Here is a 26,320-nt window from a genome sequence, read left to right on the forward strand (position 1 = left end):
ATATCAAGGCAAAGCAAAACCGGGCAAGGCACGTGAACCTTGCCGGAACGCGTGTTGCGCAAGCCCGCGCGCGCAGGTTGAGACAGACAAGGAGCCTTGGGTGAACAAGCCCGATTTCGACATGGTGCTGTTTGGCGGCACTGGTGACCTGGCGCGCCGCAAGCTGCTGCCTTCCCTCTTTGATGCCCATCACGCGGGCTTGCTGCATCCGTCGGCTCGCATTCTCGCCACCGGCAGCCAGCCGCTTGGCACCGGGGACTACGTCGCCTCGCTCGAGCAGAGCGTGCGTCCGGCCCATGCGCTGCCCGAGTCATGGGAGAAATTCTGCGCCCGCATTTGCTACGTGCATGCCGATGCACGCGTGCCGGCCCATTTCGATGCGCTGGCGGAGAAGGTGTTGTCGCGCAAGCCCGGGGCGGTGGTCTGCTATCTCGCTACCGCTCCGCATCTCTTTGTGCCGATCTGCGAGCAGCTGGCGCGAACCGGGCTGAACAGGCCCACTGTCCGCATCGTGCTGGAAAAGCCGCTGGGCCATGACCTGGAATCGAACGAAGCGATCAACTCGGCCGTGGCGAAGTTCTTTGGCGAGGACCAGATCTACCGGATCGACCACTACCTCGGCAAGGAGTCGGTGCAGAACCTGATGGCGATCCGCTTCGGCAACGCGCTGTTCGAACCGCTGTGGCGGCGCGAATGGGTGCAGGACGTGCAGATCACCATTGCCGAGGAACTGGGCGTGGAAACGCGCGGCGACTTCTACGACGGCACCGGCGCCCTGCGTGACATGGTGCAGAACCACCTGCTGCAACTGCTGTGCATGGTGGCGATGGAGCCCCCGGCCAGCCTCAGCGAAGACGCCATCCGCGACGAGAAGATCAAGATCCTCAAGGCACTCAAGCCGATCGCCCCGCAGGACGTGGCTGGGAATACGGTGCGCGGCCAGTACCGCTCGGGCGCGATCGGCGGCAAGCCAGTGCCGGGCTACCTGGAGGAGCAGGGCATTGCGCCCGACAGCCACACCGAGACCTTTGTCGCGATCAAGGCCGAGATCGCCAACTGGCGCTGGGCGGGCGTGCCCTTTTACCTGCGCACCGGCAAGCGCATGCCGTCGCGCGTGGCCGAGATCGTGATCCAATTCCGCGAAGTGCCCCATCCGATCTTCCCCCGGCCGCTTGGCCTGTCGACGCAGAACCGGCTGGTGATCCGGCTGCAGCCGGAAGAAAGCATCCGCCTGTACTGCCTGGTCAAGCAGCCGGGCGACACGCTGGCGCTGACGCCCACCTCGCTGGACCTCGACCTGGCCACGTCCTCCAGGGCGCGCCGCGCCGGCGCCTACGAGCGCCTGCTGCTGGACGTGATCCGCGGGCGCCTGGGCTTGTTCGTGCGGCGCGACGAGCAGGTGCAGGCCTGGCGCTGGGTCGAACCCATCCTGGACACCTGGCGCAACAGCATGGTGCCGGCCAAGCCCTACACGGCCGGCACTTGGGGGCCGGCGGCCTCGTCGGCGCTGCTGTCGCGCGACGGCGCCTTGTGGCATGAGGAAGTCTGAGGCGCGCTGCGCCATCCACGCGCCGCGCGCATCCAACCACAGCTGCACATCATGTCTCTGCCTGGCACTTTTCCACGCTTGCTCGCCGACGTCGGCGGCACCAATGTGCGTTTCACGCTGGAGCGCGCGCCGATGCAACTTGGCCCGATCACCGCGCTCAAAGTGGCAGATTTTCCGTCGCTGGAAGCGGCCGTGCGCCACTACCTGGCCAGCGCGGGAGAGGCGCCGCGCCACGCCGCCGTGGGGCTGGCCAATCCGGTCACTGGTGATCAGGTCAAGCTGACCAACCATAGCTGGGCCTTTTCCGTGGACGGCATGCGCCGCTCGCTGGGGCTGGACACGCTGCTGGCCATCAACGACTTCACCGCGCTGGCGCTGGCGCTGCCGCACCTGCCGGCGCAGGGGCTGGCGCAACTCCGCGCGGGCGAGCCGCAGCCCTCGGCGCCGTGCGTGCTGATCGGCCCAGGCACGGGATTGGGCGTGTCCGGGCTGGTGCCCGGTCATGTCGGCGCATCCGCGGTCGCCCTGGCGGGCGAGGGCGGGCACATCGAAGTCATGCCCGAGACCGATGACGAATGGGTGGCCTGGCACGCCGCGCGCCGGGACTTCGGCCACGTCTCGGCCGAGCGCCTGCTGTCCGGCAACGGCCTGTCGCTGATCCATGCTGCACTGGCCGCAGCAGCGGGCGAGTTGCCGTTGGCGCCACTGTCGCCCGAGCAGGTCACTGCGGGCGCGCTGCAGCACGGCGACCCGCTGTGCGTGCGCAGCATGCGCGTGTTCTGCGGCCTGCTGGGCTCGGTGGCGGCCGACGTGGCACTGGTGCTCGGCGCGCGCGGCGGTGTCTATATTGGCGGCGGCATCGTCCCGCGCTTTGTCGGCGCACTGCGGGCTTCGCCGTTCTGCCAGCGCTTCCTTGCCAAGGGGCGCATGCGCGTGTACCTGGAGGCACTGCCGGTCTTCGTGGTCACCGCCGCGCATCCCGCGCTGCGGGGCCTGTCCGAGGCGCTGTCGCGAACGGTGCCTGCCGGGACCTGAGGCGCAGCCCCGCCACCGGCGAGAGCCAGCGCCGTTGCATCGATCGCGCAGTGCCTGATGGATAAGCATCCGGCATGCGCGGGAGAACCCCTGCACCAAATCCGGCGTCGGCCTAGAATCTCGCATTCGGGCCCGGACGGGCCAGCCTTCTTCGCCAGGAGCGCCCCCATGCCCCACCTCTTCGACCCCCTCGCCATCGGCAACCTCACGCTCGCCAACCGCATCACCATCGCTCCGATGTGCCAGTACTCCGCGCAGGACGGCAATGCGGGCGACTGGCACATGATCCACCTCGGTTCGCTCGCGCTGTCCGGGGCCGGCATGCTGATCGTGGAAGCCACGGCGGTCTCGCCTGAGGGGCGCATCACGCCGCAGGACCTGGGCCTGTATTCGGACGACAATGAGGCGGCGCTGGGCCGCGTGGTCAAGGCGATGCGCGCGCATGCGCCGATCGCCATTGCGATCCAGCTGGCGCACGCGGGCCGCAAGGCGTCGAGCCACGCGCCGTGGGATGGCGGGCAGCAGATCGCGCCCGATGCGCCCGGTGGCTGGCATGCGGTGGCGCCCTCCGCGGTCCCGCATGGGGCGGAAGAGGTCCCGCCTGTCGCGCTGGACCGTGCCGGCATGGACAAGGTGCGCGATGACTTTGTCGCGGCGGCCAGGCGCGCGGCGCGGCTGGGGCTGGATGGGATCGAGATCCATGCCGCGCATGGCTACCTGCTGCACCAGTTCCTGTCGCCGCTGGCCAACCATCGTGATGACGAATACGGCGGCAGCCTCGAAAACCGCATGCGTTACCCGATCGAGGTGTTCGATGCCGTGCGTGAGGCGTTCCCGGCGGAGCGTCCGGTGTGGATGCGTATTTCGGCGACCGACTGGGTGCCGGGCGGTTGGGATATCGAAGGAACGGTGGCCTTGTCAAAGGCGCTGAAGGCGCGCGGTTGCGCGGCGATCCATGTGACCACCGGCGGCGTGTCGCCGCAGCAGGCGATCAAGCTCGGGCCGGGCTACCAGGTGCCCTACGCGCAGCGCGTGAAAGCCGAGGTTGGCCTGCCAACCATTGCGGTGGGCCTGATCACCGAGCCGGAGCAGGCCGAGGCCATCATCGCCAACCAGGAGGCCGATGCGGTGTCGCTGGCCCGCGCCATGCTGTATGACCCGCGCTGGCCCTGGCATGCGGCCGCGCGGTTGGGGGCGAGCGTGCAGGCGCCGAAGCAATACTGGCGGTCGCAGCCGCGCGAACTGAAGGACCTGTTCGCCGGCGCAGCGTTCGGGCAGCGCTAGGCTGCCGGTCAAAACAGGAGGCATGCGCATGAAACCCCGGATTACGCTGATCACGCTGGGTGTCGATGACCTGCAGCGTGCGGTGCGCTTCTATCGCGACGGCATGGGCCTGCCCACCGCCGGCATTGTCGGCGAGCAGTTCGAGCACGGTGCAGTGGCCTTCTTCGACTTGCAGTCCGGGCTGAAGCTGGCGGTCTGGCCGCGCGCCAGTCTGTCGCATGACAGCGGACTGCCGGTGACGCCGCGCGCGCAGACCGATTTCTCGCTGGCGCATAACGTCGGCGACAAGGCAGAGGTGGATGCGGTGATGGCCCAGGCGCTGGCCGCGGGCGCCAGCGTGGTCAAGCCGGCGCAGGACACCTTCTGGGGCGGGTACGCCGGTTATTTCCAGGATCCCGACGGGCATCTGTGGGAAATCGCGTGGAATCCCGAGATGCTGCCCGCGAATTGACTACGGCTGGTGCGCGCCGTGATGTGCCCACAAACCTCTTGTATCAAGACATTGCTTTGCGGCGCTGCATCATGACTGGTGCAGTGCCGCAAAGGGATTTCCATGATTGCCACGCTCCGCCGAAGTGGTGACTATGATTTCAACAGACAGCCATAGCACGCTGGCGACGGAGCGCCCCCCACGCAGTGCCGCAAGACCCCCGCATCACGCCCCGTCGGCAGCCCACCGAAGTAAAGCAATAAGAACAATGGCAAGGGAGACGTCCATGGAAGTCTATGACAGCCTGCTGTATGTGACTGCGATGGTGCTGGTGTGTTTGTACGTGTATCTGGGCTCGCTGTCCCGCAGCGCGGCGATCCGGCTGGCTTCCCCGGCGATCGTGGCGGGACTGGTGCTGGCCTATTCGCTGTCGCCGCTGCATTCGGGCGGCTGATGCCCCCGGCCCCGCACTGAACCGGGGCCCCGCTTGCCTTGCCACGGCCGCCTGACGGCCGGGGTTGTCTTCGCCCTGCGCGGCCGATGCGCGGGCGTTCGACAAGGCCATCGCCGTCCGGCGGCGGCTTTACCAGCGGTGCTGGTACATCGCGGTCAGCGTGATGCCCGCAGCCGGCAGGCGGCTGGTGTTATTGCTGTTGCGCATCAACTGGCTGTACAACGGGTAGTAGTAGCGGTTGAACAGGTTCTCGATCCCCACCGTGATCGTGTCCTTCCTGCCGACCTGGTAGCGGCTGATCAGGTCGACGGTGGTGTAGCTGCTGACCTCGCGTCGCCCGAAGCCGTTCTGGTCGTTGAGCCGGTAGTCGCGGCCGCCGTAGTACGTCATCTGCAGGCGATTGCTCCATGTGCTGATGGGCCGGTACTGGACGTAGGCGGTCAGCTTCAGCGGCGGAATGCGGTAGCCCGTCATGTTCTGGAAGCCGCTGCTGCCTTGCGGCTGCTCGCGGCCGTTGATCCAGGTAAACGTGCCGCCGGCGCCCCAGGTCTCGTTGTCGCTCAGGTAGTCGGCGGAAGCTTCCACGCCCGCGATGTGCTCCCTGGTGCGGGTCAGGATCAGGCCGTTGTTGAAGCTCTGCACGTCGCCCAGCTGCGAGGTGGTGTAGAACAGCGCCAGGCTCCCCATCGTATTGCCGAACGCGCCGCGCCAGCCGATTTCATAGTTGTTGGTCTTGACCGGCTCAAGATTCGACGAATTGATATTGAAGCCCGGGCGCGCATTGCGGATCTGCAGGCCGATATCGGGCAACTGGAAGCCCTGGCCGAACGAGGCATAGAACTCCTGGTTTTTCACGGGCGCGTACGCACCGCCGATATTGAAGAGCCAGGCGCCGTAGTTGACCGTGCCGCCCTGGACCGCCACGGGGTTGCTGACGCGCGATTGCGACAGCGGCACGAAGTCGTCGAACGTGGCACTGGCGCGCTCATAGCGCACGCCGCCCTCCATCGACCACTGCTCGTTGAACTTGTGCTGGAGCTGCCCGAAGGCGCCGCCGCTGCGGGTGGTCAGCGGCGGCATGTAGGTCAGCGAACCGGTCTTGTTGAAGACCAGGCCGCCGCTCCGGTCATAGGCGCGCGGATCGAACACGTCGAGCGGCATGTCGCTGCGCTCCTGGTTGTAGTCCGTGCCCCACAGCAGCCTGGTCTTCTTGTCGGCACCCAGCGGGGTGCTGATGGTCAGGCGTGCGCCGAACACGTCGCTGTTCTGGCTGACCTGGTCGACGTTGCCGCCGCGCGTGGCCACCGCGCGCGCATCGAACGGCGGGAAGCGGGTGAAGTAGTCGCGGTAGTAGATCTGTGTGGACACCGTGCTGCCGAGCAGGTCCAGGTTCTGGTAGCCCAGGTTGACCACGGTATTGCGCAACTCGTTCTGGTTCTCCAGTTGCAGCCCCTTGATTGCCCGCGCGGCGGCGGTGCCCGGCGGCAGCCTTGCCACCGACGGATCGGAGGCGTAGCCGGTATTCTGCTTTGCCTGGTACTGGCTCACGCTCAGTTCGATGCGCTGCTGGCTGTCGATGCGCAAGCCCAGCTTGCCGCTGACGTTGTAGACGTTGGAATCGAACAGGTCGCCCTGGCTGGGCTCCGGCGCAATGCGCTGGCCGTGCGCGTCATAGGGGCTGCCGATATGCTGCGCGCCCAGGTGGAACGCGTAGTCGACCGGCCCCTGGCTGCCGGAGAAATGCTGCTGGATATTGGCGCTGAGCCCTTCCTTGCTCAGCCGCATCAGTGGCGTGCCGAGCGTCACGGCGGTATCCGCGCTGGTTGCGCCGCCCGCGGGCCGCGTCGTGATCGAGATGATGCCGCCGTTGGCGCCGGCGCCATAGATCGCGCTGCTGCCGCGCATGATTTCGATCTTCTCGATGTTGCTGGGATCGATGGTGGCGAGGTTGCGCGCCGAATCCCGGTTGGTGTTGAGCGGAATGCCATCGACCAGGATCAGCGTGCCGCGGCCGCGCAGCGTCTGGCCGAAGTCCGTGACCGTGCGGCTGGAGTCCGCCATGCCCGGGATCAGCTTGCTCAGCATGGTTGCGAGATTGTTGGAACCCACCTTCAGTTCCTCGATTTCCTCGCGCTCCAGCACCGTGACCTGCCGGGTCGGGCTGACGAGGTCGCTCTTGATCCGGTCGACCCTGACCTCCACCGCGTTCAGCTCGCCGCCGTCGGCCTGGGTGGACGTGCTGTGCGGCTTCGCGCCCGCACCGGAGGTGCCGGTGGAGGCAGCAGCGGACCCTGTGGGTACTCCCTGCGCCTCGGCCAGCGCAGGCGAGCCCGCGCCGATGGCGGCCACAAGAAGTGCGAGCGGACGTACCCGGCGGCGGCCGGCCACTGCCGGGGTCAGTGAGTGTGTTGCGGTATGCATGGTGATGGTCAGGTCAACGGAATGATGTGCGTCATATGCGGTAACAAAGCTGCGTGATTGTAATGGGAATGATTTGTATTTACTACAAAAGTTGATCAGCAGTCTCAGCGCCTCTCCAGTCAGCAGCAGCGGGAACGAAAAAAGCCGGCACCGCAAAGGCGGCGCCGGCTTGAGTCGTCGTCCGGACGCAGCTGTCCGGATTGATGCGCGGGAGCGGAATTACGGGCGGTTGACCGGTGTCAGGCAGCCGCCTGCACGAGACCCGGCCAGGCTGCCGGGGGCGAAGGCGTGCGGCTGCCAGCCCCGCAATCCTCTATCAGCCGCGCGGCATCGATGCCGAACCAGTTTTGCCAGCCGCGCGCCAGCGCGCCGGCCGAGCGCAGGCCGGCATGCGCGGCCAGCCGGTCCAGCGAGGGCGCCGGGCCGGCGGCGCCGGCCAGCGCGTGCAGCGCATGGGCGGCACGCTGCTCGCGCAGCAGGGGATGCAGCGCCTCGCCCTCGGCAAAGAGCCTGGCACGCACCATGCGGGCCGGCACCCGCCATTGCGCAGCCAGGCGCTCGGCGTTCCAGTCGGTGTCGGGGCGGGAAAAGACCAGGCCGGCAAGCTGGCGCGACCAGGGCCGGTCGGCGGGTTTGCCGGCCAGCCGGGGGCATTCGCTGTCCGGGACGGCGGTCAGGACGATGGCGCAGGGTTGCTGCCAGGTACCTGGCAGGTCGCAGTCGAAGTGGGCGAAGGCGTGCACCACGAACGGGTCGCCGGGCCGTACCTCGCGCCGCGCATTGGCGTCGCGCAGGCTCGCCGTGCCGTGCAGGGCTTGTACGTGCACGGCAAAGGGGAAGCGCAGGCGGGCAATGCGGACGTGGTGACGGCTGACAAGCGGCATGCGGAGGACAACCCGGAAGCTAGGCGGCGGTGCGGCGGGTAACTGTCGCAGGATTCGGCGGGGCGCGCAAGGCCGCGGTCATCGTCCGTCTGACGTGGACGGCGCTCCGGTGACGGCGGCGTTACAGCTCGGACAGCCCGACGTGGCGCAGCCGCTCCAGATCGGTCACGCGGATGCTCTGGTAGGACAGGTGGACCATGCCGGCATCGGCCAGCCGGCGCAGCGCCTGGTTGACCCGCTGGCGCGACAGGCCCGTGAGCAGGCCGATTTCTTCCTGCGACAGTTCCAGCACGGGGCTAGTGCGCGGGTACAGGTCCGGGTGGAACAGCTGCGCGATGGCCTGCGCCACGCGCGCATCCGCACCCAGCAGCCGGTCGTTCTGCACGGTGGCGATGAACTGGCCCATGCGCTCGTTGAGCTGGCGCACGACAAAGCTGGCGAACGGCAGGCTCTGCGCCAGCAGGGTGTTGAAGACCGGCTCGGGCACCAGCAGCACCTGTGAATCACGGATTGCGATCACGTCATAGCGGCGGTCTTCGCGCTTGATCACGCTGCCTTCGCCGCACCAGCCGCCGGCGGGCACGCCCGAGAAGGTGCAACCACGCCCGTCGGGGGTGTACACCGCCAGCTTGATCAGGCCGCTGTCCACGCCGATCCAGTGGCGCGAGGGCTCGCCGCGCCGGGCGATGAAGGTGCCGGCGGCAAAGGACTGCAGCAGGGTTTCGCGCGCGGCAAGGGCCTGGTGTTCGGGCGCGAGCGCGCTGAACCAGGCATGTCCGGCAAGGACTGGGGCAGGGACGGAAATCGGTTCTGCGAGGTCGCTCATGGCATGGGCGCGCGGATCGGGCCGGGTCCCTGTAAGAATCGTGTAAGCCTTGCCTGGCGCGGGTTTTCGGCAGGTTTGTCGTCTGGACGACAGTGCGCCAGCGTGTGCGATGATAGCCTTGCAACAGAAAAAGTGACAGCGCCGGATGGCGCGGACCATGGTCACCTCGCCCCGGCCGTCGCTGCATCCTTGCAGCGTAACGACAGCATCACGCGGCCTGTTGCGCGGCCCCGCCGCCAACGGCGCCAGATACGCGGAGACACAAGCAATGCCCACCGATTTCGACAGCGGCCTGGCCCGCAACGCGGCCAACTTCGTGCCGCTTACGCCCATTGACTTCCTGGTCCGCGCCGCCGAGGTGTACGGCGAGCGCCTGGCCATCGTGCACGGCCCGCTGCGCCAGAACTGGCGCGACACCTATGTGCGCGCACGGCGCCTGGCCAGCGCGCTGGCGCGTGCCGGCATCGGCAGGGGCGATACCGTGGCCGCGCTGCTGCCCAATACGCCGGCCATGGTGGAAGCGCATTTCGGCGTCCCGATGGCGGGTGCCGTGCTCAATGCGCTCAATATCCGGCTCGATGCCGCCAACCTGGTCTTCATGCTGCGCCATGGCGAGGCGCGCGTGCTGCTGGCCGATACCGAGTTTGCCGACCTGGCGCGCCAGATGGCACTGGAGATCCCCGGCCTGAAGGTCATCGCCGTGCATGACGTGCTGGGCCCGCAGGAGGCGCCGTTCGGCGACACCGACTATGAAGCGTTCCTGGCCGGCGGCGACCCGGAATACGCATGGCAGATGCCGGCCGACGAGTGGGAAGCGGTTGCACTGAACTACACCTCCGGCACCACCGGCGACCCCAAGGGCGTGGTCTACCACCACCGCGGTGCGGCCATCAATGCTGTGTCGAATATCCTCGAATGGGACCTGCCCAAGCATCCGGTCTACCTGTGGACGCTGCCGATGTTCCACTGCAACGGCTGGTGCTTTCCGTGGACCGTCGCGGCGCGCGCGGGCGTCAATGTGTGCCTGCGCAAGTTCGAGCCCAGGCTGGTGTTCGACCTGATGCGCGCAGAGGGCGTGACCCACTACTGCGCCGCGCCGATCGTGCATGCCGCGCTGGTCAATGCCCCCGCCGCGTGGCGCGAGGGCGTGCGCGGTCCGGTGCGCGGCATGGTGGCCGGCGCGCCGCCGCCGGCTGCGGTGCTGGCGCAGATGGAGGCGATGGGGTTCGAGCTGACCCATGTCTACGGCCTGACCGAGGTCTACGGCCCAGCCGCAGTGTGCGCCGAGCAGGACGACTGGAGCACGCTGTCGGAGCAGGACCGCGCGGTCAGGAAGGCGCGCCAGGGCGTGCGCTATCACCTGCAGTCGCAGGTGGCGGTGCTCGATCCCGATTCGATGCAGCCGGTGCCGGCCGATGGCGAGACCATCGGCGAGATCATGTTCCGCGGCAATATCTGCATGAAGGGTTACCTCAAGAACGAGAAGGCCACGCGCGAGGCCTTTGCCGGTGGCTGGTTCCATACCGGCGACCTGGGCGTATGCATGCCCGACGGCTATGTCAAGATCAAGGACCGCAGCAAGGACATCATCATTTCCGGCGGCGAGAACATTTCCAGCGTGGAGGTGGAAGACGCGCTCTACCGGCATCCTGCGGTGCTGGCTGCCGCGGTGGTGGCGCAGCCCGATGCCAAGTGGGGAGAGACTCCATGCGCGTTTGTCGAACTGAAGGACGGCGCCAGCGTCAGCGCGGAAGAACTGATCGCGCATTGCCGCACGCTGCTGGCGGGCTTCAAGGTGCCCAAGGCGGTGTACTTCGGTCCCTTGCCCAAGACCTCCACTGGCAAGATCCAGAAGTTCGAACTGCGCCGCAAGGTGAAGTCCGATACGGCAATCGACGTCTGACGGGCTGAAGCGGCGCTATTGCAGCGCCGCTTCCTCGGTATCGTGCTGGCCCGCGATGCGCGCGTCGATGGCCTCGCGCCCCCAGGCGATGCCGGCGCGCGCGGCATCGGCCGCGCAGCCGAAGTGCATCGGCGCGGCCGGGCAGGGCAGCGCCAGCCTGATGCCGTGGTGCCAGACTTCAGCGCGCAGCGTCCACCAGCCGTCATGCTGCCCGCCATAGCGCAGCGACGCGACATGGATGCGGTGGCCGCGGTACGTCACGTTCTGGTCATGCCATCCGCTGGGCATACGCGTGAGGCGCGCCGGGACAACTCAGCGCGCCCGCATCTCGGTGTGGGAACCGGCCTGGCGCTGACGGTGCCAGTCCTGTTCGATGTCGGGGAATACCTCGCATTCGCCCCGCACGATGTTTTCAATGGTGGCGCATACGCATTCGGTGCCGCGCGGCCCCACGCAGACCAGGCTGCGGGGGTGGTCGGTGTGCTGCGGAATGGCATAGACGCGCATGCCCTCGCGGAAGAGGGGATGCCTGGTGAGGCGCTCGTTCATCAGTTCAACGAAGCGCTGCGGCGTGACGACCGGCTTATCCATTGCATGCTCCTGTGGCCTTGCCCGCCGTGCCCGGTTCTGTGGGCTGCATGGCGACCAGGTCAGTTAAGGCCAGGAATATGACAGGCAGGTGGCAGGAAGCGCACCGGGCAGCATTGCTTGCCCGGGACGTGGCCGGAACGGAAAATCGCGGGCAATGCATACCCCGCGTTGCCACTGCCACGCTTCCAGACTAGGACACGCGTGGCGCCTCGCGCAAGGGTTGCGCGAGGCCGCGGCCAGTTCAGGTGGTGCGGAGTTCGCCTGCGGCGCGCGGGCCGTTCAGCATGCCGTTGCCGGCGGCCCAGCAGGCGGCCTCGGCCTCTGCATAGGAACCGTAGCTGTCAGGCGCCGCGACCGTGCAATCCTCGTCTGCGGCGCCACAGCGTTCTTCCATGATGATGCGCCAGGTGAACTGGCCCGGTGCATCTTCGAGGATGTGGAGCACCAGAGTGCGGTGATCGTCAGTCAGCGTGAGGGGCAAAGTCGACATGGGTATCTCCCGGGAGTCGCCCTTTCGCGGGTGGGGCGCATTGATGCTAGCAACTGGACGCCGCAAATGCCATGACTGTGTTGCGGCCGCGGCATGGCAAGATACGGCCTTTGCGGCTTTCGCCGCCCGGATTACGTCGCCCGAACATGCCCATCTCGCCTGAGCTCAACCAACGGATTGCCGCCCTGACGGCACATTACGATGCCGCCGTGCTGCCGCTATGGACCGCCAGCGGCTGGAATACCGGCCTGCTGCTGCCATACGAGGCGCTGGATGGCGCCAGCGCCGCGCCGCTGCCGCCGGCGCGCTATCGCGCCATGGCCTGTGCGCGCCAGCTCTATGTGTTCTCGCTGGCCGGCAGGCAGGCGCATGCCGATACGCTGTTCGGCTCGCTGCAGGCCTACTTCGGCAATGGCGAGGGCGCGTGGATCTACAGCGTCGACCCGGCCGGCTCGCCGCTCGATGCCACGCGCGACCTCTACACCCACGCCTTCGTGATTTTCGCCTGCGCCACGTACCACGCGCGCTGCGGTAACCCGGATGCGCTTGACGTGCTCGACGAAACCGTCGATATCGTCGAGGACCGCTTTGCTGACGACCAGGGCCTGTACCACGCCGCGCTGACCGAGCATTTCCGGCCCAAGGGCGCCGGCGTGCTGCAGAACCCCATCATGCACCTGACCGAGGCCTACCTGGCGGCGCTGGATGCGACCGCCGATGAGTGGTACGCGGAACGCCTGCGCGAGATCGCGATGGCCGTGCACGAACGCTTTGTCGACCCCGCCAGCGGCTGCGTTGCCGAGCTGCCGCAAGGCAGCGCGGATAATCGCATCGAGCCTGGCCATCAGTTCGAGTGGTTTTCTCTGGTGGCCGGCAAGCCCGATCTGTTCGGCGACCTGCCGCTGGCCGATGCCTTGCGCCGGGCCTTTGCGTTCGCGCAGCAGCACGGCGTGGCTGCCGGCACGCTGGGTGTCGGCGCTGCGCTGGATGCAAACGGCGCACTGCTGGACGGCACGGAGCGGATCTGGGCACAGACCGAGTTTGCCCGCGCACTGGCCGTGCATGGCGAGGCGCAGTCACTGGCTACGCTTGCCGACTGGGCCGGCCAGTTCCGCAACCGTTTCCTGCATGCGCAGGGCTGGCATGAATGCCTGGCGCCGTCCGGTGATGTAGTCCGCGCGGAGATGCCATCGACCTCGCCCTATCACCTGGCTACGTCCTACCAGGCGCTGGCTGCCCTGGCAGGCATGGAGTGGCCGCGGCAGGCCGGCTGAAGCATTACCGCCGGAGCGCCCTTATTCAGTCACGCCATGCTCGCGCAGCAGCCGCTCGCATTCTTCCAGCATGTCGTACGCAAACGCCGACTGGTAGTTGGGATCGAGCGCTTCCATCATCTCGTGCGCGGCGTACAGGCCGGCCTCGCGTGACAGGGTCTCGGCCAGTTGGCGCGCGAACTGGTCGCTCAGCCCGGACAGCAGGCGCCGCTCGGACAGCGGCAACTGCAGCTTCGATCGCGACAACCACTCGCCGGCCAGCGTGGCGCCCTGGGCGTCGGTCATCCATTGCCGATGCTCGTAGAAGGCTGACAGGCGTTCGGCTGCCAGCGCGAACAGCAGCGCCTTGCGGGTATTGAAATCGATCCTGTGCGATGGGGCGAGGGTCATGCTTACGGGTTGGTGCGATGCGCGGCGCAGCGGCCGGCGATCATCTGATCTGAAGGGCGGTTCAGGACTGCGTGCTGCCGGCCTGCGCAAGACGCGCTGCCAGCCATGCGCCGATGTCGGCGATCTCTTCCAGGCAGACCGAATGGCCCATCGGGTAGGTGTGCCACGTGAGCGGATTTTGCCGCGCCCGCACGAAATCGCGTGCGGCCACACCCAACGGCAGCGGCACCACCTCGTCCTGCATGCCATGGGCGGCAAGGACGGGCGTGGTGGCGTTGGCGGCGTTGGCTTGCGCTGCCAGCGCCGCGGGCGCGGGGATGTAGGTGGACAGCGCGACGATGCCGGCCAGCGGCTCGGCATGTGTCAGCCCGGCGGCATAGGCAATGGCGCCGCCTTGCGAGAACCCGGCCAGCACGATGCGATCGGTCGGGATGCCGCGTGCGTTCTCACGTGCAATCAGTGCGCGGATGGCTTCGCAAGAGGCGCGGATGCCGGCTTCATCGGCGCGGCGGCCTGCTTCGTCCAGGGAAGCAATGTCATACCAGGCCGGCATGACATAGCCGCCGTTGCAGGTCACGGGGATGGCAGGCGCGTGCGGGAAGATAAAGCGCACGCCGGGCGCGGGCGGCAGCCGCAGCTCAGGCACGACCGGGGCGAAATCGCCGCCGTCTGCGCCCAGCCCATGCATCCAGATGACGGCGCAGCCCGGATTGGGCGCGGTTTCAATTTCGATCGCGGGCAGCAGTTCGCTCATGGGGCCGGTTCCTGTGGACAGTGCGCCTGCGCCCTATGGGCGCCAGGCAGCGCGAGTATCGCACAGGTCAGGGCCATGCCCCGGCGGGGGGCAGTCCCCGTCAGGCTGCGGACGGAACGATCGGGACCGTGGTCAGGCCAGACGTGCGTGCCGGCGGCTCCTGCATCGGCGGCGTGGTGGCGCGGCGCTTGTCGACCACGTTTTCCACGCCCCGGGCCGAGACGTCTTCCAGGAACGCCACCATGTCACGGTAGTAGGCGACCTGCATCTGCGCCTCTAGCAAGCGCCGTTCGGCCTGGAATAGCGTCAGCCTCATGTCTTGCAGTTCCCTTTCGGCGATCTTTTCCGGGGTCGGCGGACTGAACAAGTTTGCAAGCCTACGCATGGCAGTACCTCCAGAGCTGTCAACAGCGAGATTGCGATGTTTTTGCCATGAGGACCAATATAGACAAGAAATCGGCAAAAAGTCTCTCGGGCATCTCGCCGTAGTGCCTCGCCCACAAGGATGATTGCTGCTCGTTGCAGTCTGCGGTAGATTAATCGGCGGGGCCCGGCCGTCTTGTCGCTGCGCTGTGACGATGCTGCGGGCTTATTCCCTGCGGTCGCCGCCTGCAGCGGCCAGCGTGCCAGCACTATCCCCGGCCTTGCGCCAGTTGCCTTCCTGCTTTGCATTCTGCCTGGTGTCGTTTCGCGCCAACACAGCTTGCGCGGCCTCGCCGTCCTGCGCGCGCATGAAGCGCATGATCGGCGGCCAGAACGCCTCGATATGCCCGGGAAGGATGGCCGCGTCATGCGGCATGGCATCCAGCATGACCAATGCATGCAGATGCCGGGCCGAGCTGGCGACGCGTTCCGCGTGGGGTGGGACGATGACCTCATCGTCACGGCTGTGCACCACCAGCAGCGGCCGTTCCAGCTTGCTCGCGCGCGCGGCGTTATTCCACGGATCCGGCAGCAGCCAGGCGAGCCATGCGGGCACGACCCCCGTCTGCACCGCGGCCAGGCGCGCCGAGCTGAAACCTGCGGCAATCACGTAGCCATCGGGCTGCGGATCGAAGCGCCGGGCTACGTCCAGCAGGATGCCAGAGCCCAGCGAAAACCCAAGCACTACGCGCCGCTTTGCCTGGGGCGTGGCGGCGATAAATTGCCGGTAAGCGGCCAGTGCGTCCTCGCGCAGACGGCGCACGCTGGGCCGGCCGGTGCTGTGCCCGTAGCCGCTGTAATCGAACACGTAGGAGGCAATGCCCGCGCTGGCCAGCATGGCCTGCACCGGTGCCCAGTCAGACAGGCATTCGTTGTCGCCATGGCACACCATCAGCGCCGGTGCTTCTGCGTCGGCAACCGGCCCGAACGCGGCGTGCAGGGTGCGGTCACCGCTGGCGAACGTGGCATGGCGCACGCCAGGGGTTGAATTGTCCGGTGGCGCGGCGTCGCTTGTTTCATCCGTCGGGGTGACAAAGGCATTGCGCTCTACCGCACGAAACAGCAGATGCCGCGCCACACCGGCAGCGAGCCCAAGCCCTACGGCGGCGGCGAGCCAGCGGTAACGGGCCGGCGGGTGATCGGAGCGGGGGCCGGAAGGCATGGGCGGTGTCGGTCGGGTTGTCCTCTTCAGGCTAGCAGGCCACGGCATTCAAGTGAAGAAATGTTCATTTGCCGCCATTTCTCATCGTGATGCCGGGTGCGCCAGTGGAGATGACAGGGAGTGCCTGCCGAGGCCATTGGAAATTTTTCCCTTGACTATCTACCTAGTAGTAGATAGTATCTACCTCATGGCACCACTGCACCGCCGCCGACAAGCAACAAGGGGCGGAAACGTGGCGATTCCATCGCATGACCTGAGCGGTCATTTTTTTAGGCCCGGCAATCTATCTACTAGTAGATGCGAGTCTGTGAAGCGACCGGCTGGAAGCCACTGATACCGACTGACGATATATCGCCCCCAAGGAGCCCATCATGAATGCCAAGTTCGCCAAGACCCTGATTACCGCCGCCGCCCTTGCCGCAGCACTGGCTGGTGGCGTGGCGCAAGCCGCCGGCGCGCAGGACCGCACCGCCGCGGGCGACAAGTACGGCTACACCTTCCGCACCGGGAAGTTCGACACCTTCACCGAAGGCGCCCGCACCGGCAAGTTCGATCCGTTCACGGAAGGTGCGCGCGCCGGCAAGTTCGATCCGTACACCGATGGCGCCCGCGTCGGCAAGGCCGATCCCTACACGGAGGGCTTCCGCACCGTGGCCGGCATGGATCGTCGCGGCGTCTCGGCCGAGCCGGCCCGCAGCTTCGACCCGAACACGGACGGCGCACGCGTCGGCAAGGCCAATCCCTATACCGACGGCGCCCTGGCCTGATTGCCGCCGGCCACAGGCCGGCGGCCAACAACCATACAGCGGCAGTCCGGGGACTGCCGTCCGATGGAGTCCATCATGAGTTTGCGTGACAGCATCCTGTTGCTTGGCGGATGGCTGGTGCTTTGCGTGACGAGTGGCTCGATGATCACCTTCGCCGCGCAAGTCCTCCCTGGCTGATTTGTATAAAGCACATGCCCCTTGGCTAGGGAATTACCCCAGCCAAGGGGCATTTGAACTTGAGCGTCTATCTTCGCGTAGATAAACTGCTTTCATGAAAACGCAATCCGTACGCGAGCAACTGCTCGAGCACACCCTGGTCCTGATCCGCCGCCGAGGCTTCAACGGCTTCAGCTATCGCGACCTGGCGGAACTGGTGGGGGTCAAGACCTCCAGCATCCACTATTACTTCCCGACCAAGGAGGACCTGGTTCAGGAGGCGGTAAAGGAATACAGCGCCCGCCTGGCCGAGCGCATCCGGTCCATCGACACCAGCCTGCCGGTCACCGAGCAGGCCGCCATCTACCTGGCGCCGTTCCGCGCCAGTTGCGGCTCGGACCAGATCTGCCTGTGCGGCATGCTGTCGACCGAAACCCTGTGCCTGCCTGAACCCGTGCACAAGCTGCTGCAGGGCTTCTATTTGCTCAATGAACAATGGCTGGCCGGCTTGCTGGAGCGCGCCCAGCCCCATCGCAGCACGCCGTTCCCGGTGCCGCCGGCGCGGCTGGCGCAGGTGGTGTTTGGTTCGCTGCAGAGCGGGCTGATTGCGGCGCGCCTGTTCGGGACGTCTGACCGGGTCGAGGCCGCGGCCGACACGCTGATGGCCGCCGTCGCCGGCTGAGTTTTCTCGCGCGATATCAGTGGCGCGTTTGAAGCCGTCATGTGGCGCAAGCTGCATGGCGGTTTTTCTGATGGCGGGCTGCAGAAGCATCACACATTGGCTGAGAACGGCGGAAAATCGTTCTAAAACAAGGGTATAGATCCAGAAGGGGAAAGGCTATCGGGCTCATAGGAAAGTTTTTCCTTGACTCTCTACCTAGTAGTAGATAGTATAAGACCCATGGAAGCGCTGCACCGCCAGCAACAGGCAAGACAAGGCGGAAACGTGGCGATCCCATTGCATGACCGGAAGCGGTCATTTTTTCGAGACTGGTTATCTATCTACCAGTAGATGCGGGATCGAAAGAGCGACTGCAACACCCACAGATACCGAATTGACGCGATCCCGAAACATCGCACCCTGGAGCCCATCATGACCAAGATCACCAAGACCCTGATTACCGCTGCCACCCTTGCCGCCGCGCTTGCTGGCGGCGTGGCGCAAGCCGCCGGCGTGCAGAACAGCACCTTCACTGGCGACAAGTATGGCTACACCTTCCGCACCGGCAAGTTCGACACCTTCACGGATGGCGCCCGCACCGGCAAGTTCGATCCGTTCACTGAAGGCGCGCGCGTTGGCAAGGCCGATCCGTACACCGACGGTGCCCGCACGGTAGCCGGCCTGGACCGCAGCGGCGTCTCGGCTGAACCTGCACGCAGCTTCAACCCGTACACCGACGGCGCGCGCGTTGGCAAGTCTGACCCATACACGGATGGTGCCCGCACGGTAGCCGGCCTGGACCGCAGCGGCGTGTCGGCGCAACCCGCGCGCAGCTTCGACCCGTACACCGACGGTGCGCGCGTAGGCAAGGCTGACCCCTATACCGACGGCGCCGTCGCCTGATAGCCGGCCGGCTCCACGCCGGCCCTTGAAAACCGCCGGGGCGCAAGCGAGCGCCCCGGCCACCGGAGTTGATCATGCGTTGGCGTGACACTGCGCTGATCCTTGGCGGATGGGTAGGGCTTTGCCTTGTGAGCGGGTCCCTCATCACCGTGATCGCACAAACGCTGCCGGCTTGAGCCGCGCGGCGGCAAGACGAGGAGCTGTTGCCATGAACACCCGATCCGTACGCGAGCAACTGGTCGAACATGCGCTGGTGCTGATCCGCCGCAGTGGGTTCAACGGCTTCAGCTATCGTGACCTGGCCGAACTGGTCGGGGTCAAGACCTCGAGCATCCATTATTACTTCCCGTCCAAGGACGACCTGGTGCTGGAAGCGGTGCGCGAATACAGCGCCCGCAGGCAGGCGCGCCTGCGGACGATCGACGCGAGCCTGCCGCCGGCCGAGCAGGCGCGGCAATACCTTGCGCCTTTGCGCACGGGCGCCGGCACCGGTCAGGCTTGCCTGGTGGGCATGCTGTCGGCCGACGTGCTGATGCTGCCGGACACCGTGCGCGCCGCGATGCAGGACTTTATCCGCCTCAATGAGCAATGGCTGGCCCGCTTGTTCGAACGCGCCGCCGCGCAGCGCAAGGCGCCATATCCGGTGCCCCCGCAGCAGCTGGCGCAGGTGGTGTACGGCGGGCTGCAGAACGGCTTGATCAGCGCGCGGCTGTTCGGCACGCCGGACCGGCTCGACGCCGCGGCGGCACTGCTGACCAGCGCCATGCCGGCAGAGGAAGCGCTAGCCGAGGCCTGACACAGCGCGCGCCACAGCGTCGCATAGCCACTGCGGATCGTCATGGGGCAGGTCATGCCCGGCCCAATGGTGCGTCAGCAGTGGCGCGCCCCAGGCTTGCGCAATATGCGCCGAACATGCCGGGTTGACCAGGCGGTCGGCTGCCGACGCAAGCAACAGCACCGGGCAGTGCGGCGCGCCGGCGGGTGCCCGGTAGCGGGCCGCGGCCAGCAGTTGTGCCAGCGCTGACTGCCGGGTCACCGGCGCGTCCGCCGCAATCGCCTGCCAGCGGGCGATATCGCTTGCCAGCGAATCGGTGCGCGCACACGTGATGGCGTGGATGGTGCGCTCGCAGTACGCGCGATCGTGCCAGCGCTGCGCCACGCGCAGCAGCTTGCCCCAGTTGCGCGGACGCAGGCGCTGCGCCGGCGAGCAGAAGGGCCGCATGCTGGTATTGACCAGCACCAGCCTGTCGATCTCTTCCGGATACGCGCTGGCCCACTCGGTCGCGGCCATCGCGCCAAGCGACATCGCCAGCACGCGGTACGGCCCCGGCACGCCGGCGGCCGACAACTGGCGCCGCACCGCCGTGACCATCTCGCGCACGCTCCACGGCGCCGGCTGCGCGGACAGCGCGCCGTTGCCCGGCAGGTCCGGCAGCAGCGGGTGTCCCAGGCCGGCCGCCTCCCATTGCGCCGGCAATGTTCCCCAGTGGCGCGATTCCCGCGTCAGTCCCCGCAAAAATACCCATCGGCTCATCACGTCGGCTCCGTCCAGTGCGCGCGCGCCTGCTGCAGCAATTCGTCGCGTTGCGCCCCGAGCGGCAGCCACCGGTCCGGCGCAAAGGCGACGCGGCCCAGGAAGTCGAACAGGCTGACGTGCCGGCGCAGCACACGCGCGGTGCGGTGCGCCTTGATCGGGTTGAAGATGCCCTCGCGCGAGAACAGCTGGCGCGGGTTTTTTTTGATCCACAGCCAGGAGCCCAGCTCCAGCGTCATCGGCAGGAACAGGTTGCCGTGTGGCGCCAGGTCATAGGCGTGGTCCCACAGGTCGCCGTGCAGCAGGTACTGGTGGCTTTGCGGCTCGAAGGTATAGCCGTGGTGCGGGTGGGCCTGCTCGAACAGGGTCTTGAGCAGGTACATCTCCGGCAGGTGCGCCATCGGCCGGTGCGTGCGCGCGTATGGGAACCAGATGCTGTCGCGCCAGCCGTAGCCGGAATGGCAGTCCACCGCGAAGCTGAGCGGGCGCGGCAGCAGCTCTTCCTGCACCACGCGCAGCAGCGCGCGGCTTTCCACTTCCATCGGCGCGCCCGCCGGGCCGCGGTACCAGGGCAGCCAGGCGCCGATGCGCTGGCCGCCGGCCAGGAAGGGCACGTGCGCATCGGCATCCTGCGGGCCGTTGCGCATCAGGTCCACGCCGTTGGGGTTGGCGCGCGTGCCGGCCCACATGCCGCCGGGGTTGACGATCGGCATGAACACCAGCCGCACCGCCTGCAGTTCGCGGTGCAGCAGCTCATCCCAGGCCAGGCGGCACAGCACCGAGCGCAGGTAGTCCAGCACCAGTTGCGTGCCGATGCGTTCCAGCCCATGGATGCCGCCGAAGATGCCGATGGCCGGGGCATCGGCATCGCGGCTGCCGAGCGTGGCCACATGCACGCCAAAGCGGCGGCCCTGCACGGTGGTCTCGCACACCACCCGGGTATCCAGCACGTGGCTGCCTGCATCCAGCAAGGTCAGCAGCTGGTCATACTCGGGGAGGCCGGCGCGCGGGTGCATGGGATCAGGCGGCCGGAACGCCTGCCGTGTCGAACAGCTGCAAGACCGGCCAGCCGCGTGCCTTGGCCGTGTTCAGCAGGGTGGGGTCCGGATTGACGGCCACCGGGTGGCCGACGCTGTCGAGCAGCGGCAGGTCGTTGCGTGAATCGCTGTAGAACGTGGCCTGCGCCAGCGCCGTGTGCGCAATGCCCAGCGTATCGAGCCACGCCATCACGCGCAGCACCTTGCCCGGCCCAAAGGCCGGCACGCCGGCCAGCGCGCCGGTGAATTCACCGTGGGCGTCGTGTTCAGCCTCCACCGCCAGCAGGTGGGGCACGCCCAGCTGCCGTGCGATCGGCTCGGTGACAAAGCGGCAGGTTGCGGTGACGATGCAGCACAGGTCGCCGGCGCTGACGTGGCGGGCCAGCAGGTCCAGCGCGGCCGGCCGGATGGCGGGCACGATGACCTCGCGCATGAAGTCCGCGCGCCATTGCGTCAGGCGCTGGCGCGGGTGGCGCGCCAGCAGGCCCAGGGCAAAGCGCGCATGGGCGGCAAAGTCCAGGCGCCCCGCCTGGTAGGCGGCCAGCCAGCGCGTGTTGTGCGCGTCGATCTCGGCTGCATCGGCGCCGCCCACGGCGACGAGGTAGCGTGCCCATTCATACTCGCTGTCCAGCGGCAGCAGGGTGTGGTCCAGGTCAAACAGGGCAAGTCGGGGTGCGGCGGGCATGCAGGATGGCTCCGTAGGCGAAACCGGCAAGCTTGGCGCGGCGTGGTGACCGCGCGGTGATGAAGGACTCAAGTTTTCCGATGCCGGCATCGGCGCTTTGACCGGCGCTTCAGGCATGCGGGCTTCAGGCGGCGCGGGCCGTGGCAGCCGGCGCTTCGGGCGCCACGCACTCCAGGAAGGCGCCGACCAGCCGCGTCTCGCGACGGCTCTGCAGGCAGTATAGGTATTCGTGCAGCACCGGCGCGCCCTGTGCGAACGGCACCACGCGCAGCAGCGGGTCGCGCGGCACCTCGCCCAGCGGCACCACGCTGGCGCCCAGGCCCTGGCGGATGGCCTCGTAGATAGCCTCGCGGCTGCCGATCACGGTATGCGGCGGCAACTCCAGCCCGCATGCGGCCAGCGCCGTCTCGGTGGCCTTGCGCGTCATCGAGCCGTGCTCGCGCACCAGCAGGTGGCAGCCGCTCAGTTGCGGCAGCGCAACCTGCGGCAGGCGTGCCAGCGCATGGTCCGGATGGACCACCAGCACCATCGCGTCCGACGCCAGCCTGATGCAGGCGAGCCGGTCGTCGTCCACGGGGTGCGACGACACCGCCGCGTCGATGCGGTATTCGAACAGCGCCTCCAGCATCTGCTGCGAGTTGCCGATGTCCAGGCTGACGTCGATGGCCGGGTAGCGCTGCCGGAACGCCGCCATCGCGCGCAGGATGTAGTAGGGGCCGGTGGCGCCGATGCGCAGGTTGCCCAAGCGCAGGTTGCCGGCGTTGCGCAGCAGGTAGTCGGCATTGCCTTCCTGCTGCATCAGCTGTTCGACCACCGGCATCAGCGCCACGCCCACGTCGCTCAGGTCGACGCGGCTGGCGCGGCGGTGGAACAGTTCGACGCCATAAGTCTCTTCCAGCTGGCGGATGCGGCCGGTGACGGTGGGCTGGCTGATGCGCAACTGCCGGGCCGCCATGGTGATGCTGCCCTGGCGCGCCACTTCGAAAAAGGTCATCAGCAGGTCGCCGAGCATGGTTATCCGCAGGGAAGTTGGGGGAACGGGCCGGACAGGCCCGGACGACCGCGCAGTCTAGCGGGCCAATATGACAAAACGGCTACGCCCGCCCGCGGCCATCGGCCGGGGCGGGCGCGGTGATGCCCGTCAGGCGGTTGCAGCGTCAGCCGCCGAGGCCCATCGCCGGATCGGACACGCTGTCCTTGCCGGTCTCGATGCGCCCGGCAAAGCGCCGCGTGAAGCCGCCTTGCGCGGTGGTGACGGTGAAGTCGTACCAGTTGCCCTGGCGGGCCGCGGGCCAGTGCTGCTGCAGCTGCATGCCGGCCGGCACCTCATAGGTCCACGGACCGTCCGTGCGGTAGGCATTGGCCGCCACGGTGAAGGTGCAGGGGGCGCTGCCGGTGTTGATCATGTCCACGTACACCGCGGCGTTGGCGATGTCATAGCAGACGCGGATCTCCGGCGCGCAGGCACCCGCCGCCGTCACGGCCGCCACGTTGCCGCGGAAGGCGCGGTGGAAGCCGTTGGGGCCAAGCACCCACAGGTCGTACTTGCCGCCGTCGGTGGCAAAGACATCCCAGCTGCCATTCAGCGCCTTGCCCGGCTCGACCATATACCGGCGCGGCACGCGGTCCAGGTGCAGGCGGTCGTAGACGTGGAAGACTGCCGCCGCCGTGCCGGTGTTGCTGAACAGCAGCCAAAGCGCGCGCTGGTCGCGGGCGTCTTCGCGGGCGCTTACGTGCAGCTCATAGGGCAGGGCGCGCGACGGGCGCGTGCCGGTGTCCTGCTGCGGCATCTGCTGGCTGCCGGCCGCGGGCAGCGGCACTTGCGGCAGCACCCCTTGCGCGGCGCGGATGGCGTCGGCGCTGGCCTTGTCGCGGTTGGGCAGCGTGGGCAGCGGGTTGGTGTTCGGGCTGACAAAATTGAAGGCCGAGGTCAGGTCGCCCGCCACCGCGCGGCGGAAGCCGCTGATATTGGGCTCGGCCACGCCGAAGCGGGCTTCCAGGAAGCGCAGCACCGAGGTGTGGTCGGACACCTGCGAGTTGACCCAGCCGCCGCGGCTCCAGGGCGACACCACGTACATCGGCACGCGCGGGCCGGGGCCGTAGGGGTGCCTGTCGACGTGGTATTCCGGCCTGACCTGGTCGAGATCGAGCGTGGTGGCCCCGGCCAGCGTGTCGCCGTCGAAGGCGGGCGCGCACGGCGGCGGCACGTGGTCGAAAAAGCCGTCGTTTTCGTCGAAGTTGATCAGCAGCACGGTCTTGCTCCAGACCGCGGGGTTTGCCGTCAGGGCATCGAGCACCTCCTGCGTGTACCAGGCACCCTGCACCGGGCTGGAAGGCCCGGGGTGCTCCGAGTACGTGGCCGGCGCCACGATCCACGACACCTGCGGCAGCTTGCCCGCGGCGATATCGTCGCGCAGCGACTGCAGGAAGCCGCCATCGGGCATGGTGTTGGCCACGCCCTTGAGCAGCGGGCTGATGGTGTCGTCGGCGCTGGTGTAGGCCGGGTAGGGGCTGCCGTTGGCCTGGTTGCCGCGCGCGGCGTTGGCGTCGCGATATTGCTTGAAACCCGCTAGCGGGTTGTCGGTGAAGTTGTCCGGCATGTTCTGGTAGACCTTCCAGCTCACGCCGGCGGCTTCCAGGCGCTCCGGGTAGGTCGTCCAGGTATAGGGCTTGTTCGAGCCCGTGAACGAATCGCCGCTGTTGTCGATCACCGGCCCGCCGTTGTCCCCGCTGGGGTCATTGGTGCCGGTCCAGTGGAACAGGCGGTTGGTGTTGGTGCCGCCGTGGAAGCCGCAATGGTAGGCGTCGCACAGCGTAAAGGCATTGGCCAGGGCCGTCTGGAAGTCCAGCTCGGCCTCGGTGTAGTAGCCCATCGACTGGGTCTTCTTGTAGGTAGGCCACTTGTTCATGCGGCCCAGGTCCCAGGCGTTCTGCGCGTCGGGATACGAGTGCGGCGTGCCGCTGACGCGCTGCGCGTTGCCGGCGCTGCTGTCCAGGTGGTAGGGCAGCACGGTGCGGGTGGTGCTGCCGTTGATATAGGTCTGCTGCCAGACGTTCAGGCCGCCCGCGAGCGGGATCGGGAAGCGGTCGCCAAAGCCGCGCACGCCGCGCAGCGTGCCGAAGTAGTTGTCGAACGAGCGGTTTTCCTGCATCAGGATGACCACGTGCTCGACGTCGCGGATGGTGCCGGTGGCGTTGTTGGCCGGGATCGCCAGTGCGCGGCGGATGGACGGCGGGAAGGCCGCCAGCGCGGCGGTGGCGGCGGCGCTGCCGCCGGCGAGCTTGAGGAAGTTGCGTCTGCTTTGCGGGTTCATGGATTCTGTGCCGGGTGGTTTCGGGAAGGAAGACAGGCCGGGCCCGGCTTCAGGGCGCGCAGCGCAGCTGCGGCTTGGCGGCAGGCGTTTCGCCAGGCCGGTCGCTGCCATTCCCCTGGCCGGGGTTGCCGCCGGTGCCAGGGGCGCCCGGGGTGGTCGGCGCCGCGGCGGGCGAGGCGCTCGGGCTCTCGCCGGAGTCGCCGCCGCAGGCGGTGAGCGCCGCGCTCAGCAGCAGGGCGGCCAGCCAGTGCGGCCGTGCCAGGGTGGAAGGTCGGAAAGTCATGTTGTCAATCTCCTGCGGGAGGATCGGGCGGGGGGAAGCTGGTAAAGGCCGGCGAGGATCCTGTTCCGTGGTGAAACAGGTTCCCGGGCGGATTGATGGATTCAGGGAGGGGAGCGGCTGGCGCTACAGCCGGCCAGCGCACGGCAGCGAGCAATCGCCGCCAGCGTGGTCGATGCAAGGTCCCTTGCCATCTCTGATTCCCCTGTTCATCTGCGTTGTTGTGCGCCAGCGGCAAAGGCCGCGTGACCGATTGCGTTTGCCGCAATGCGTTCGCAGAGTAAGAACCGGGGTTGTCACCGCAGTGACAGCGGGGCAAAGAATGCTGATGGGGCTATTCGGATTCTTGAGGTGAGCGACGCGTTTGCGTCTTATGCCTGCGGCGTGCCGTCGGCCTCGCCCGCCTGCATCAGCAGCACCGCGTCGCGCTTGTCCAGCAGATGCTGCCGCAGGATTGCGGCAAGCCGTTTGCCATCGCGCGCTTCGAGTGCGGTCAGCATCTCTTCATGGTCGTGGATGGCGCTGTCCCATTTCGGCTTCCGGAAGTTCGAGCGGAAGCGCAGCGCCTGCAGCCGCCGGTTCACCGACAGGTAAGTCTGGCGCAGCGCCGCGTTGCGGGCCGCCAGGTTGATGCGGTCATGGATCTGGTGGTTCAGGCGGTAGTAGCCCGGCAGGTCTTCATTGGCGCGGCAGGCCAGCATCGCATAGTGGAGCGCCTTGATTTCGGCCAGTTCGACGGCCGTGATGCGCTCGCAGGCGAGTTCGCCGGAAAAGGCCTCCAGGTTGCTCAATAGTTCGAACGTGTCGCGGATCTCGGTCGCCGACAGGCGCGAGACGCTCGCCCCGCGATTGGGCGAGATATCGATCAGGCCTTCTGCCGCCAGCACCTTCAGGGCTTCGCGCAGCGGGGTGCGGGAGATGCCCAGGGTCTCGGACAGTTCGCGTTCGTTGAGCTTGCGCCCAGGCTCCAGCGCACCCTCGACGATCAGCGTGCGCAGGTGGGTGACCACGGTGTCGTGCAAGCGTTGCCGTTCGACCTTGGGGAGTATCCGGGCTGGCGAATCCGTGTCGGAACTGGCGCTTGTTTGCATTCAAAGATCCAATAGCTTGATT

27 protein-coding genes and 1 pseudogene are annotated in these 26,320 nt (G+C 67.4%); 11 read left to right on the forward strand and 17 right to left on the reverse strand.

Annotation, left to right across the window (positions count from 1 at the left end; translation table 11 throughout):
- Window positions 1–121: 121 nt before the first annotated feature.
- From zwf to ACREYQ_RS23475, 5 genes are all read left to right on the forward strand, one after another.
- On the forward strand, window positions 122–1,549 hold the full coding sequence (gene zwf, locus ACREYQ_RS23455) for a glucose-6-phosphate dehydrogenase (RefSeq protein ID WP_432262639.1): 1,428 nt from the start codon (window positions 122–124) through the stop codon (window positions 1,547–1,549).
- Window positions 1,550–1,600: 51 nt separating this feature from the next.
- On the forward strand, window positions 1,601–2,584 hold the full coding sequence (glk, locus tag ACREYQ_RS23460; protein ID WP_432262544.1) for a glucokinase: 984 nt from the start codon (window positions 1,601–1,603) through the stop codon (window positions 2,582–2,584).
- 168 nt (window positions 2,585–2,752) lie between these two features.
- A complete protein-coding gene (locus tag ACREYQ_RS23465) occupies window positions 2,753–3,868 on the forward strand; it encodes an NADH:flavin oxidoreductase/NADH oxidase (protein WP_432262545.1) in 1,116 nt (371 codons plus the stop codon).
- Window positions 3,869–3,896: 28 nt separating this feature from the next.
- Entirely contained in the window at window positions 3,897–4,319 is a 423-nt protein-coding gene (locus ACREYQ_RS23470) for a VOC family protein (protein WP_432262546.1), read from the forward strand.
- Between the two features lie 265 nt (window positions 4,320–4,584).
- On the forward strand, window positions 4,585–4,752 hold the full coding sequence (locus ACREYQ_RS23475) for a hypothetical protein (protein WP_432262547.1): 168 nt from the start codon (window positions 4,585–4,587) through the stop codon (window positions 4,750–4,752).
- A 129-nt stretch (window positions 4,753–4,881) separates the two neighbouring features.
- Here ACREYQ_RS23475 and ACREYQ_RS23480 read toward each other — a convergent pair whose 3' ends face one another.
- The 3 genes from ACREYQ_RS23480 to ACREYQ_RS23490 form a co-directional block, all read right to left on the reverse strand.
- Window positions 4,882–7,173 (reverse strand): TonB-dependent receptor, encoded by a 2,292-nt coding sequence (locus tag ACREYQ_RS23480; RefSeq protein WP_432262548.1) that lies wholly within the window; start codon window positions 7,171–7,173, stop codon window positions 4,882–4,884.
- 239 nt (window positions 7,174–7,412) lie between these two features.
- Window positions 7,413–8,057: an AraC family transcriptional regulator gene (locus ACREYQ_RS23485; protein WP_432262549.1), complete on the reverse strand. Its 645-nt coding sequence runs from the start codon at window positions 8,055–8,057 to the stop codon at window positions 7,413–7,415.
- Between the two features lie 121 nt (window positions 8,058–8,178).
- The gene (locus ACREYQ_RS23490) at window positions 8,179–8,883 is read right to left on the reverse strand and encodes a Crp/Fnr family transcriptional regulator (protein WP_432262550.1); all 705 of its coding nucleotides are present in this window, start codon (window positions 8,881–8,883) and stop codon (window positions 8,179–8,181) included.
- A 268-nt stretch (window positions 8,884–9,151) separates the two neighbouring features.
- On the opposite strand from ACREYQ_RS23490, the gene ACREYQ_RS23495 reads away from it, so the two are divergent.
- Window positions 9,152–10,786: an acyl-CoA synthetase gene (locus ACREYQ_RS23495; RefSeq protein ID WP_432262551.1), complete on the forward strand. Its 1,635-nt coding sequence runs from the start codon at window positions 9,152–9,154 to the stop codon at window positions 10,784–10,786.
- A gap of 15 nt (window positions 10,787–10,801) precedes the next feature.
- Here the strand turns inward: ACREYQ_RS23495 and ACREYQ_RS23500 are convergent, their stop codons facing one another.
- The 3 genes from ACREYQ_RS23500 to ACREYQ_RS23510 form a co-directional block, all read right to left on the reverse strand.
- On the reverse strand, window positions 10,802–11,074 hold the full coding sequence (locus tag ACREYQ_RS23500) for a hypothetical protein (RefSeq protein WP_432262552.1): 273 nt from the start codon (window positions 11,072–11,074) through the stop codon (window positions 10,802–10,804).
- A gap of 24 nt (window positions 11,075–11,098) precedes the next feature.
- Complete coding sequence (locus tag ACREYQ_RS23505; protein WP_432262553.1) at window positions 11,099–11,377, reverse strand: hypothetical protein; 279 nt, start codon at window positions 11,375–11,377, stop codon at window positions 11,099–11,101.
- Window positions 11,378–11,618: 241 nt separating this feature from the next.
- A complete protein-coding gene (locus ACREYQ_RS23510) occupies window positions 11,619–11,867 on the reverse strand; it encodes a hypothetical protein (RefSeq protein ID WP_432262554.1) in 249 nt (82 codons plus the stop codon).
- Window positions 11,868–12,013: 146 nt separating this feature from the next.
- Between ACREYQ_RS23510 and ACREYQ_RS23515 the strand changes: the two genes are divergently transcribed.
- Window positions 12,014–13,141 carry an AGE family epimerase/isomerase gene (locus ACREYQ_RS23515; protein WP_432262555.1) on the forward strand — a complete coding sequence of 376 codons (1,128 nt, stop codon included), beginning with the start codon at window positions 12,014–12,016 and terminating at the stop codon, window positions 13,139–13,141.
- 21 nt (window positions 13,142–13,162) lie between these two features.
- Here ACREYQ_RS23515 and ACREYQ_RS23520 read toward each other — a convergent pair whose 3' ends face one another.
- From ACREYQ_RS23520 to ACREYQ_RS23535, 4 genes are all read right to left on the reverse strand, one after another.
- Window positions 13,163–13,531, reverse strand: coding sequence for a hypothetical protein (locus ACREYQ_RS23520; RefSeq protein ID WP_432262556.1), 369 nt, complete (start codon window positions 13,529–13,531; stop codon window positions 13,163–13,165).
- A 61-nt stretch (window positions 13,532–13,592) separates the two neighbouring features.
- Window positions 13,593–14,285, reverse strand: a complete 693-nt coding sequence (locus tag ACREYQ_RS23525; RefSeq protein WP_432262557.1) for an alpha/beta hydrolase — start codon at window positions 14,283–14,285, stop codon at window positions 13,593–13,595.
- A gap of 100 nt (window positions 14,286–14,385) precedes the next feature.
- Window positions 14,386–14,670: a hypothetical protein gene (locus ACREYQ_RS23530; RefSeq protein WP_432262558.1), complete on the reverse strand. Its 285-nt coding sequence runs from the start codon at window positions 14,668–14,670 to the stop codon at window positions 14,386–14,388.
- A 204-nt stretch (window positions 14,671–14,874) separates the two neighbouring features.
- Window positions 14,875–15,870, reverse strand: coding sequence for an alpha/beta hydrolase (locus ACREYQ_RS23535; RefSeq protein WP_432262559.1), 996 nt, complete (start codon window positions 15,868–15,870; stop codon window positions 14,875–14,877).
- Between the two features lie 371 nt (window positions 15,871–16,241).
- Between ACREYQ_RS23535 and ACREYQ_RS23540 the strand changes: the two genes are divergently transcribed.
- From ACREYQ_RS23540 to ACREYQ_RS23555, 4 genes and pseudogenes are all read left to right on the forward strand, one after another.
- Window positions 16,242–16,637, forward strand: a complete 396-nt coding sequence (locus ACREYQ_RS23540) for a hypothetical protein (protein ID WP_432262560.1) — start codon at window positions 16,242–16,244, stop codon at window positions 16,635–16,637.
- Between the two features lie 271 nt (window positions 16,638–16,908).
- Window positions 16,909–17,475, forward strand: a complete 567-nt coding sequence (locus tag ACREYQ_RS23545) for a TetR/AcrR family transcriptional regulator (RefSeq protein ID WP_432262561.1) — start codon at window positions 16,909–16,911, stop codon at window positions 17,473–17,475.
- 411 nt (window positions 17,476–17,886) lie between these two features.
- Window positions 17,887–18,348: pseudogene (locus ACREYQ_RS23550) on the forward strand (copper resistance protein CopQ); the annotation flags it as partial.
- Window positions 18,349–18,565: 217 nt separating this feature from the next.
- Window positions 18,566–19,153: a TetR/AcrR family transcriptional regulator gene (locus ACREYQ_RS23555; RefSeq protein WP_432262562.1), complete on the forward strand. Its 588-nt coding sequence runs from the start codon at window positions 18,566–18,568 to the stop codon at window positions 19,151–19,153.
- On the opposite strand, the gene ACREYQ_RS23560 is transcribed toward ACREYQ_RS23555, so the two are convergent.
- From ACREYQ_RS23560 to ACREYQ_RS23590, 7 genes are all read right to left on the reverse strand, one after another.
- Window positions 19,139–19,891: an alpha/beta fold hydrolase gene (locus ACREYQ_RS23560; protein WP_432262563.1), complete on the reverse strand. Its 753-nt coding sequence runs from the start codon at window positions 19,889–19,891 to the stop codon at window positions 19,139–19,141. The two genes, ACREYQ_RS23555 and ACREYQ_RS23560, sit on opposite strands and share 15 nt — an antisense overlap.
- Window positions 19,891–20,907 (reverse strand): M14 family zinc carboxypeptidase, encoded by a 1,017-nt coding sequence (locus ACREYQ_RS23565; protein ID WP_432262564.1) that lies wholly within the window; start codon window positions 20,905–20,907, stop codon window positions 19,891–19,893. The genes ACREYQ_RS23560 and ACREYQ_RS23565 overlap by 1 nt, the downstream gene beginning before the upstream one ends.
- A 4-nt stretch (window positions 20,908–20,911) precedes the next feature.
- Window positions 20,912–21,613, reverse strand: a complete 702-nt coding sequence (locus ACREYQ_RS23570; RefSeq protein ID WP_432262565.1) for an HAD family hydrolase — start codon at window positions 21,611–21,613, stop codon at window positions 20,912–20,914.
- Between the two features lie 124 nt (window positions 21,614–21,737).
- Window positions 21,738–22,625 (reverse strand): LysR substrate-binding domain-containing protein, encoded by an 888-nt coding sequence (locus ACREYQ_RS23575; RefSeq protein ID WP_432262566.1) that lies wholly within the window; start codon window positions 22,623–22,625, stop codon window positions 21,738–21,740.
- A 145-nt stretch (window positions 22,626–22,770) separates the two neighbouring features.
- Window positions 22,771–24,927: a phosphocholine-specific phospholipase C gene (locus tag ACREYQ_RS23580; protein ID WP_432262567.1), complete on the reverse strand. Its 2,157-nt coding sequence runs from the start codon at window positions 24,925–24,927 to the stop codon at window positions 22,771–22,773.
- A 49-nt stretch (window positions 24,928–24,976) separates the two neighbouring features.
- Window positions 24,977–25,210: a hypothetical protein gene (locus ACREYQ_RS23585; RefSeq protein ID WP_432262568.1), complete on the reverse strand. Its 234-nt coding sequence runs from the start codon at window positions 25,208–25,210 to the stop codon at window positions 24,977–24,979.
- 368 nt (window positions 25,211–25,578) lie between these two features.
- Window positions 25,579–26,298, reverse strand: a complete 720-nt coding sequence (locus tag ACREYQ_RS23590) for a GntR family transcriptional regulator (RefSeq protein WP_432262569.1) — start codon at window positions 26,296–26,298, stop codon at window positions 25,579–25,581.
- Window positions 26,299–26,320 lie beyond the last annotated feature (22 nt).

This window comes from Cupriavidus sp. TMH.W2, from assembly GCF_050847365.1.
Classification (GTDB): Bacteria; Pseudomonadota; Gammaproteobacteria; order Burkholderiales; family Burkholderiaceae; genus Cupriavidus.

Coding starts and splice junctions, on each gene's coding strand:
- zwf (WP_432262639.1), top strand. CDS start 122: ATGGTGCTGTTTGGCGGCACTGGTGACCTGGCGCGCCGCAAGCTGCTG.
- glk (WP_432262544.1), top strand. CDS start 1,601: ATGTCTCTGCCTGGCACTTTTCCACGCTTGCTCGCCGACGTCGGCGGC.
- ACREYQ_RS23465 (WP_432262545.1), top strand. CDS start 2,753: ATGCCCCACCTCTTCGACCCCCTCGCCATCGGCAACCTCACGCTCGCC.
- ACREYQ_RS23470 (WP_432262546.1), top strand. CDS start 3,897: ATGAAACCCCGGATTACGCTGATCACGCTGGGTGTCGATGACCTGCAG.
- ACREYQ_RS23475 (WP_432262547.1), top strand. CDS start 4,585: ATGGAAGTCTATGACAGCCTGCTGTATGTGACTGCGATGGTGCTGGTG.
- ACREYQ_RS23480 (WP_432262548.1), bottom strand. CDS start 7,173: ATGCATACCGCAACACACTCACTGACCCCGGCAGTGGCCGGCCGCCGC.
- ACREYQ_RS23485 (WP_432262549.1), bottom strand. CDS start 8,057: ATGCCGCTTGTCAGCCGTCACCACGTCCGCATTGCCCGCCTGCGCTTC.
- ACREYQ_RS23490 (WP_432262550.1), bottom strand. CDS start 8,883: ATGAGCGACCTCGCAGAACCGATTTCCGTCCCTGCCCCAGTCCTTGCC.
- ACREYQ_RS23495 (WP_432262551.1), top strand. CDS start 9,152: ATGCCCACCGATTTCGACAGCGGCCTGGCCCGCAACGCGGCCAACTTC.
- ACREYQ_RS23500 (WP_432262552.1), bottom strand. CDS start 11,074: ATGCCCAGCGGATGGCATGACCAGAACGTGACGTACCGCGGCCACCGC.
- ACREYQ_RS23505 (WP_432262553.1), bottom strand. CDS start 11,377: ATGGATAAGCCGGTCGTCACGCCGCAGCGCTTCGTTGAACTGATGAAC.
- ACREYQ_RS23510 (WP_432262554.1), bottom strand. CDS start 11,867: ATGTCGACTTTGCCCCTCACGCTGACTGACGATCACCGCACTCTGGTG.
- ACREYQ_RS23515 (WP_432262555.1), top strand. CDS start 12,014: ATGCCCATCTCGCCTGAGCTCAACCAACGGATTGCCGCCCTGACGGCA.
- ACREYQ_RS23520 (WP_432262556.1), bottom strand. CDS start 13,531: ATGACCCTCGCCCCATCGCACAGGATCGATTTCAATACCCGCAAGGCG.
- ACREYQ_RS23525 (WP_432262557.1), bottom strand. CDS start 14,285: ATGAGCGAACTGCTGCCCGCGATCGAAATTGAAACCGCGCCCAATCCG.
- ACREYQ_RS23530 (WP_432262558.1), bottom strand. CDS start 14,670: ATGCGTAGGCTTGCAAACTTGTTCAGTCCGCCGACCCCGGAAAAGATC.
- ACREYQ_RS23535 (WP_432262559.1), bottom strand. CDS start 15,870: ATGCCTTCCGGCCCCCGCTCCGATCACCCGCCGGCCCGTTACCGCTGG.
- ACREYQ_RS23540 (WP_432262560.1), top strand. CDS start 16,242: ATGAATGCCAAGTTCGCCAAGACCCTGATTACCGCCGCCGCCCTTGCC.
- ACREYQ_RS23545 (WP_432262561.1), top strand. CDS start 16,909: ATGAAAACGCAATCCGTACGCGAGCAACTGCTCGAGCACACCCTGGTC.
- ACREYQ_RS23555 (WP_432262562.1), top strand. CDS start 18,566: ATGAACACCCGATCCGTACGCGAGCAACTGGTCGAACATGCGCTGGTG.
- ACREYQ_RS23560 (WP_432262563.1), bottom strand. CDS start 19,891: ATGAGCCGATGGGTATTTTTGCGGGGACTGACGCGGGAATCGCGCCAC.
- ACREYQ_RS23565 (WP_432262564.1), bottom strand. CDS start 20,907: ATGCACCCGCGCGCCGGCCTCCCCGAGTATGACCAGCTGCTGACCTTG.
- ACREYQ_RS23570 (WP_432262565.1), bottom strand. CDS start 21,613: ATGCCCGCCGCACCCCGACTTGCCCTGTTTGACCTGGACCACACCCTG.
- ACREYQ_RS23575 (WP_432262566.1), bottom strand. CDS start 22,625: ATGCTCGGCGACCTGCTGATGACCTTTTTCGAAGTGGCGCGCCAGGGC.
- ACREYQ_RS23580 (WP_432262567.1), bottom strand. CDS start 24,927: ATGAACCCGCAAAGCAGACGCAACTTCCTCAAGCTCGCCGGCGGCAGC.
- ACREYQ_RS23585 (WP_432262568.1), bottom strand. CDS start 25,210: ATGACTTTCCGACCTTCCACCCTGGCACGGCCGCACTGGCTGGCCGCC.
- ACREYQ_RS23590 (WP_432262569.1), bottom strand. CDS start 26,298: ATGCAAACAAGCGCCAGTTCCGACACGGATTCGCCAGCCCGGATACTC.